This window comes from Mesorhizobium sp. M2A.F.Ca.ET.037.01.1.1, assembly GCF_003998075.1.
Lineage (GTDB): Bacteria > Pseudomonadota > Alphaproteobacteria > Rhizobiales > Rhizobiaceae > Mesorhizobium.
On record NZ_RZSA01000307.1, the window covers coordinates 1 to 6507 of the forward strand.

Sequence of the window (6507 nt, forward strand, 5' to 3'; positions counted from 1 at the left end):
GTCCGTGGGCTCGATGGTGGCTTTCATTGCCGGCATCACCATCATGTTCATGAACATGATGGCGCCGAGCCTCGGCCTCTGGGCCATTCCGGCTGGAATGGCGATCGCGGTCGTGACGGGGCTGCTGTGCGGCCTGGCGAATGGCGTCATCGTCACCGTGGGCAAGATCGAGCCGTTCATCGCCACGCTCGGCACCATGGGCATCTTCCGGGCGCTTATCACCTACATGACCAACGGCGGCACGATCCCGATCGACAAGTCGCTGCGCGAGGCATACCGGCCGGTCTATTTCGGAACCCTGGGCGGGATCCCAATTCCTATCCTGATCTCCGCGATCGTCGCGGTGCTTGGCGCCTTTGTCCTCTACAAGACCAAATATGGCCGCAGATGCGCCGCCGTTGGCGCCAACGAGGACGTGGCGCGCTACTCCGGCATCTCGGTCATCAAGACGCGCACCATTGCCTATGTCATCCAGGGAGCCTGCGTCGCCATCGCGGCCATCTGCTATGTGCCCCGGCTCGGCGCCGCCACACCCACCACAGGACAGCTCTGGGAGCTGCAGGTCCTCACCGCCGTCGTCATCGGCGGAACCGCGCTTCGCGGCGGCAAGGGGCGCATCTGGGGCACGATCGCCGGCGCGGTGATCCTGGAACTGATCGCCAACCTGATGGTGCTCTCCGACTTCGTTTCCGAATACCTCGTCGCCGCGGTTCAGGGCGTCATCATCATCATCGCCATGCTCGTGCAGCGCTTCTCCAAATAATCCGTCTCGGGACCGGGCGGATGCCTGTGTTTGATTGGTCCTCATCTCTGGGAGGTTTGTAATGTTCAGTAGAAAATGGTTTGCGGCCGTGGCCGTCGGCGCGTTGGTGGTCGCCGGCCAGGCGCTGGCGGCCGACAAGAAGGTGGTCGCCGTGTCAATCCCGGCGGCGGACCATGGCTGGACGGCTGGCGTGGTCTATCACGCCCAGGCCGCCGCCAAGGAAATCAACGCGGCCTTTCCCGATGTCGAGGTGGTGGTGAAGACCTCGCCGTCCGCGGCCGATCAGGTCAGCGCGCTGGAGGACCTTTCAGCCAGCCGCAAGCTCGATGCGCTGGTCATCCTGCCCTACACCTCGGAGGAGCTGACCCAGCCGGTCAAGGCGATCAAGGACATGGGCACCTTCATCACCGTCGTCGACCGCGGCCTGACCGATGCCTCGATCCAGGACCTGTACCTGGCCGGCGACAACATCGCGGTCGGCGCCAACACCGCGAAGTTCATGATCGACAAGCTCGGCGGCAAGGGCGACGTGGTCGTGCTGCGCGGCATCCCGACCGTGATCGACGACGAGCGCATCAAAGGTTTCCAGGACACGATCAAGGGCACCGGCATCAAGGTGCTCGACATCCAATACGCCCATTGGAACAGCGACGAGGCGTTCAAGCTGATGCAGGACTACCTCGCCAAATATCCGCATATCGATGCCGTCTGGGCCAATGACGACGACATGCTTCTCGGCGTGCTCGAGGCGGTCAAGCAGTCGGGCCGCACCGACATCAAGCTGGCGCTTGGCGGCAACGGCATGAAGGACATCGTCAAGAAGGTGATCGACGGTGACGCCGTGACGCCCGTCGAGACGCCTTATCCGCCTTCGATGATCAAGACGGCCGTCTACATGACTGTGGCCAATCTGATCGGCCAGGCCCCCGTTCGCGGCCACGTCAAGCTCGATGCGCCGCTGATCACCCAGGCCAATGCCAAGGAATACTACTTCCCGGATTCTCCCTTCTGACAATCGGCAAACCGAACTTTGCGACAGCCAGGGCGCGGCAGCGCCTTGGCATTCCCAAAATCGAAAGGACAAGTCATGCCAGCCAAGAAAATACTGATGCTGACCGGTGAGTTCACCGAGGAATACGAAATCTTTGTCTATCAGCAGGCTATGGAAGCCGTCGGTCACACCGTGCACGTCGTTTGCCCCGACAAGAATGCCGGCGACGTAATCAAGACCTCGCTGCACGATTTCGAGGGCGACCAGACCTATACCGAGAAGCTCGGCCACTATGCGCTGATCAACAAGACGTTCGCCGACGCGGAGAAGCAGCTCGATCAGTACGACGCCGTCTATTGCGCCGGCGGCCGCGGACCGGAATACATCCGCACCGACAAGCGCATTCAGGCGATGGTGCGTCATTTCCACGAAACGAAGAAACCGATCTTCACCATCTGCCACGGCGTGCAGATCCTGATCGCGGTCGATGGCGTCGTACGCGGCAAGAAGGTCGGTGCGCTGGCGGCCTGCGAGCCGGAAGTGACGCTCGCCGGCGGCACCTATATCGACCTGTCTCCGACGGAGGCTTATGTCGACGGCACGATGGTTTCGGCCAAGGGCTGGACGGCTCTCGCCGCCTTCATCCGGGAATGCCTGAAAGTGCTCGGCACGGAAATCCGGCACGGGTAAAGCATGTCTCCCGAAAGTGGGAACCGGTTTCGGGATATAGACATGCGCAAATCAAAAACCTAAAGCGCACGGAGCGAATCTGAAAGATCGCGACGCGCTTTAGGATCCGGCGGGATGCAGAAAGACTTGGAGCGGGTGGCCGGTTCTGGATGGAAGGTTCGCCGCTCCAAGTGCCCAACGATTGCAATCCTTCATCTGTCGAAGAATGACCATTCTTCGACAGCAGCGGAACCGGGAATATCGAACCCTGGAATCTGGCCAGCCTTCCGGCCAACCAAATCGATGCTTGACCCGTCGTCGTTCAGAGCCGACAGATTCTAGACACCTGCAGCAAATCTCTCGCTTGCGACCCGGATATGCCGCTTCGCGCGGTCCATCGAACTCCGGATTGGAGTAGCTGGAGACAGTTGCAGGGAAACGACGCCTCATGACATCGGCCAATATTCTGATCTGCGATTTTGTCGGCCTCCGGTTTGGGGCCGATGGCAATCCCGACCATAGCGAGGTCAAGGCCTACATCGAGGCCAAGGGGGGCGTGTTCCACCAGACAGGCATCGCCAAGGCCGGCGCGCTTGACCCCGGCAAGCTGCATTTCTTCTACCAGCCGCAATTGAGCACGCGCGACGAATTGCTGGCCGAGGCCGGCGACGGCCGCTACGACGCCGTCATCGCCGCCGCGACGTTCATTCCGGCCGAGACCAGATTCCGGCTCGGCGGGGTGCGCATCGGCGCCGGCACCGGCAATATGGGCTCGGCATCCTGGAGCGGCGGCAGCGGCGAAGGCGGCGAAGCGCCGCTGATGAACACGCCCGGCATCAACAGCCGCGCCACCGCGCAGATGGCCATGAAGGCGCTGCTGAAAGTCAGGCCTGACCTTCCAGTTGACAAGCTCAACGCCCTCGTTGCCGGCGGGCAGTTCGATACGGGAAAGGACCTGCGCCATTACCCGACCGAGAAGCTCGAAGGCAAAAGACTGGCGGTGATCGGCTATGGCAATATCGGCCGGGAATTCGCCAGGCTCGGCCAGGCCTTCGGCATGCGGGTCGCCATTCATGCGCGGCCCCGTCACCAAAAATGGATCGAGCTGGAAGGCTTCGACTACGCCGCGACCATGGAAGACGCGGCGCGCGGCGCCGACGCTCTTTCAGTCCACCTTGGCCTCGGTGCTTTCGATCCCGGCGCGCAACGATACGCCAATGCCGGACTGATCGGAGATGAAGTCCTCTCCCTCCTCAATCACGGCGCCGTGCTTATCAACTATGATCGCGGCGAGCTGGTCGATGTTGCAGCGCTGGAGCGCGCGCTGGCGTCAGGGCGCGTTTCCCATGCGGCGATCGATGCGGACCTGTTCAAGAACGGCGGCAAGCTTTCAGGACCAATGCTGCCCTATCTCAAACTGGTCGAAGCCTATGGCCCGCGTCTGGAGCTCCTCCCGCATGCCGCGGCCGACACCGATCATCCCTCTCGCGTCGCCGGCGCCAAGCAGGCGGTCGACCAGATCCACGCGGTCATCACCGAGCGTCACGTCACCAATCTGAAAGGCTCGTTGCCTCCGGGTTTCGTCGATATGGGTGCGAAAGTCCCTCCCGGTATCGGCGGCATTACGCCCCGGCACCTCGCGGCACTCGCCGCGGACCAGGCGGTTGCCGCCGACTTGGCCGGTGCGGGCGCTGTGGTGGCCGGATTCTGGGAGCGTCTCCTGGCTGCATCCGTGCAAGAGCGGGAGGCGTTGCTCTCTTCGGAGGGCGAGGTTTTCGCCGAAGCCGCGAACCGGCTCTCTACCTTGCTGCGTAACCATCATCTTTCCGGGCCGTTCACGTCAAAATAATCCTTAGGTTTCGCTCTCAGTCTCCAGCGAGCACCAACTCGTCCTGGATGTGTTGCTGGCGCGCGACTCCGAACACGCCAGCGCTGGCATGCTGACGCATCTGAGGACCGTCGAACCAACCTTTTGGGGAGGTAGCCGCCCGGACGGCGGAGCCCCGAGTCGACATTGCAAGAGGATGTCACTATATAGCGCCTGCTCCGGCTCGGGCCGGGGCAGCGTTGACCGGGAAGCCGCGATACGGTTTGTGATGCAAATGCGCTGTCGAAATTAGAAAAAGGCAAGTAAAAACAACGACGACGGCCTTCTGTCGATCCCGGCCCATCATTCCATCATTCTCAATGATCTGAACGTGCACCTCGAACCCTTCCATTCCTGCGGCTCTGCGTCTCATGGCCAAGATGTCTTGTCTCATGGCCAAGATGTCTTGCCGGTCGGGGGCGACTCGGTTCGAATAGCGCATGCATCCTTTGCAGGGTGCGGACGTTCATGGCTACCAACCGGCTTTGCCGCCAGGGAAGAAGCAGTATGAGTGAACATGCGATCGAGTTCTTGCGCGGATGGATTGGCGAGAAAGTCCAATGCCAGCATTCGCCGATCCAGATCGAGCAGGCCGAGACTCTCGCCAAGGAGTGCTGCGCCAAAGCCGCCGAGGCAGGCATTCTGCTCGAGGACATCCAGGAAGAGGTCGGCGACATCCAGGAACTGATCGCGTCGCGCCTCGAGGAGGCCGCCGAAGAGGGCAACAGCGAAGCAAGGCCCGACAAGCCGGCGGAGTGAAAACGTGCCGGCGCGGGCAGACGGTATTTCTTAGCCGAATTTCTCCTTTAGCCAGTCCTTCGGCAGCGCCGGCACGAAATTGCCGTCGCGTCCCGTCATGTCCTCATTGGCGGTGAGCGCGTTGAGGATCGCCTCCTCGACGCCTTGCACGACCGCGTCGAAGAACGGATCGATGTCGACATCGGGGATGAACTCCGCGCGTCCGATGCGCCCGGAAGCGCCAAGCGCCGCCTCCGGATTGGCGGTCGAGAACGCCAGAAAGATATCGCCCGAACTGTGGTAGCCATAGCCGCCGGTCATGGCGATGCCGAGCGGCACGCGCCGGGCGAGCCGCTTCATCTGATGCGGTAGGAACGGGGCGTCGGTGGCGACCACGGCGATGATCGAACCCTTTTCGGCGCGCGCCGTCGCCTCGCGGATCGCCGGGTCGACAAGCTCCTGCCCGATGCGCCGGCCGCGAATGGTGAAATTGTGCCTCTTGCCGAAATTCGACTGCACGAAGACACCCAGCGTGTAGCGCTTGTCTTGCCATTCGACGATGCGCGAGGCGGTGCCTGATCCGGCCTTGAAGCCGAAGGTGATCATCCCGGTGCCGCCGCCGACGCTGCCTTCCTCGATGGCGCCGCCGCCGGCCCTGTCGAGCGCGGCGACGACATGCTCCACGCTCACATGATGGCCATTGATGTCGTTGAGGAAGCCGTCATAGGTCTCGGCCGCCACCGGCAGGCCCCAGCCTGTGTCGAGCGCGGCTGGCAGCACCTTGTGCATCCAGCGCAGCGTGGCGTCGCGGGTGACGCCGCAGGAATACGTGTTGGTGATGGTGACCGGGAAGTTGAAGGCGCCGGTCTCCTCGATGATATGCGTTCCTGTCAGCTCGCCATTGCCGTTCTGGCTGAACACGCCGGCGAAAACCGGCGTCGCGAGTTCCTGAACCGGCCTTGGCAGGATCGCGGTGACGCCGGTGCGCACCGGTCCGTTGCCGACACGCAGCGGACCATCGCCGGAAATCAGCGTCGTGTAGCCCACCGACACGCCTGGAACGTCGGTGATGGCGTTGAAACGGCCTGGCGTGCCGTCGAGCGCGATGCCGAAGGAGCGCAGGCGCGGCTTGCCGGAAGGCGTGCGAAGATGCGGGTCGTGACTGCTCATGCGGTCCTCAGAACAACGAGCCCTGATTGCCCGGCTCCCTGGCCTTGGCGGACGGCTTCGCGGCCAGCTTCGGCCGCGCGACGCCGCTGGTGGCGATGGCCTCGGCAGTGCCGTCGGCGAATTCAAGCTGCAGCGCCGCGCCCGGCGCCAATTCCGCGACCCGCTTGATGACGGCGCCGTCGGCGTCCTTGACCAGCGCGAAGCCGCGCGCCAGCACGGCTTTGTGCGAAAGAGTGGATAGCAGCCGGTCGGCCTGGGTCAGCGCCGCGCGAATCCGGTCGAGCCGCCGTGCCAGCGCCTGGTCCTGCC

The 6507-nt window shown here is 63.0% G+C and carries 7 protein-coding genes; 5 read left to right on the forward strand and 2 right to left on the reverse strand.

Annotated elements, in window-relative coordinates; all coding sequences use genetic code 11:
* The 5 genes from EOA27_RS16765 to EOA27_RS16790 all read left to right on the forward strand — a co-directional run.
* A partial coding sequence (locus EOA27_RS16765; protein WP_145970380.1) for an ABC transporter permease occupies window positions 1–763 on the forward strand: 763 nt, incomplete at its 5' end.
* Between the two features lie 61 nt (window positions 764–824).
* Complete coding sequence (locus EOA27_RS16770) at window positions 825–1775, forward strand: substrate-binding domain-containing protein (protein ID WP_126078894.1); 951 nt, start codon at window positions 825–827, stop codon at window positions 1773–1775.
* 75 nt (window positions 1776–1850) lie between these two features.
* Window positions 1851–2444, forward strand: a complete 594-nt coding sequence (locus tag EOA27_RS16775; protein ID WP_112130067.1) for a DJ-1/PfpI family protein — start codon at window positions 1851–1853, stop codon at window positions 2442–2444.
* 427 nt (window positions 2445–2871) lie between these two features.
* Window positions 2872–4272, forward strand: coding sequence for an NAD(P)-dependent oxidoreductase (locus tag EOA27_RS16780; protein ID WP_127256730.1), 1401 nt, complete (start codon window positions 2872–2874; stop codon window positions 4270–4272).
* 525 nt (window positions 4273–4797) lie between these two features.
* Entirely contained in the window at window positions 4798–5049 is a 252-nt protein-coding gene (locus EOA27_RS16790) for a DUF768 domain-containing protein (RefSeq protein WP_042640970.1), read from the forward strand.
* A gap of 30 nt (window positions 5050–5079) precedes the next feature.
* On the opposite strand, the gene EOA27_RS16795 is transcribed toward EOA27_RS16790, so the two are convergent.
* Window positions 5080–6198 (reverse strand): P1 family peptidase, encoded by a 1119-nt coding sequence (locus EOA27_RS16795; RefSeq protein WP_127256732.1) that lies wholly within the window; start codon window positions 6196–6198, stop codon window positions 5080–5082.
* 7 nt (window positions 6199–6205) lie between these two features.
* Window positions 6206–6507: exodeoxyribonuclease VII large subunit (locus EOA27_RS16800; RefSeq protein WP_281059430.1), on the reverse strand; the 302-nt coding region annotated here is incomplete at its 5' end.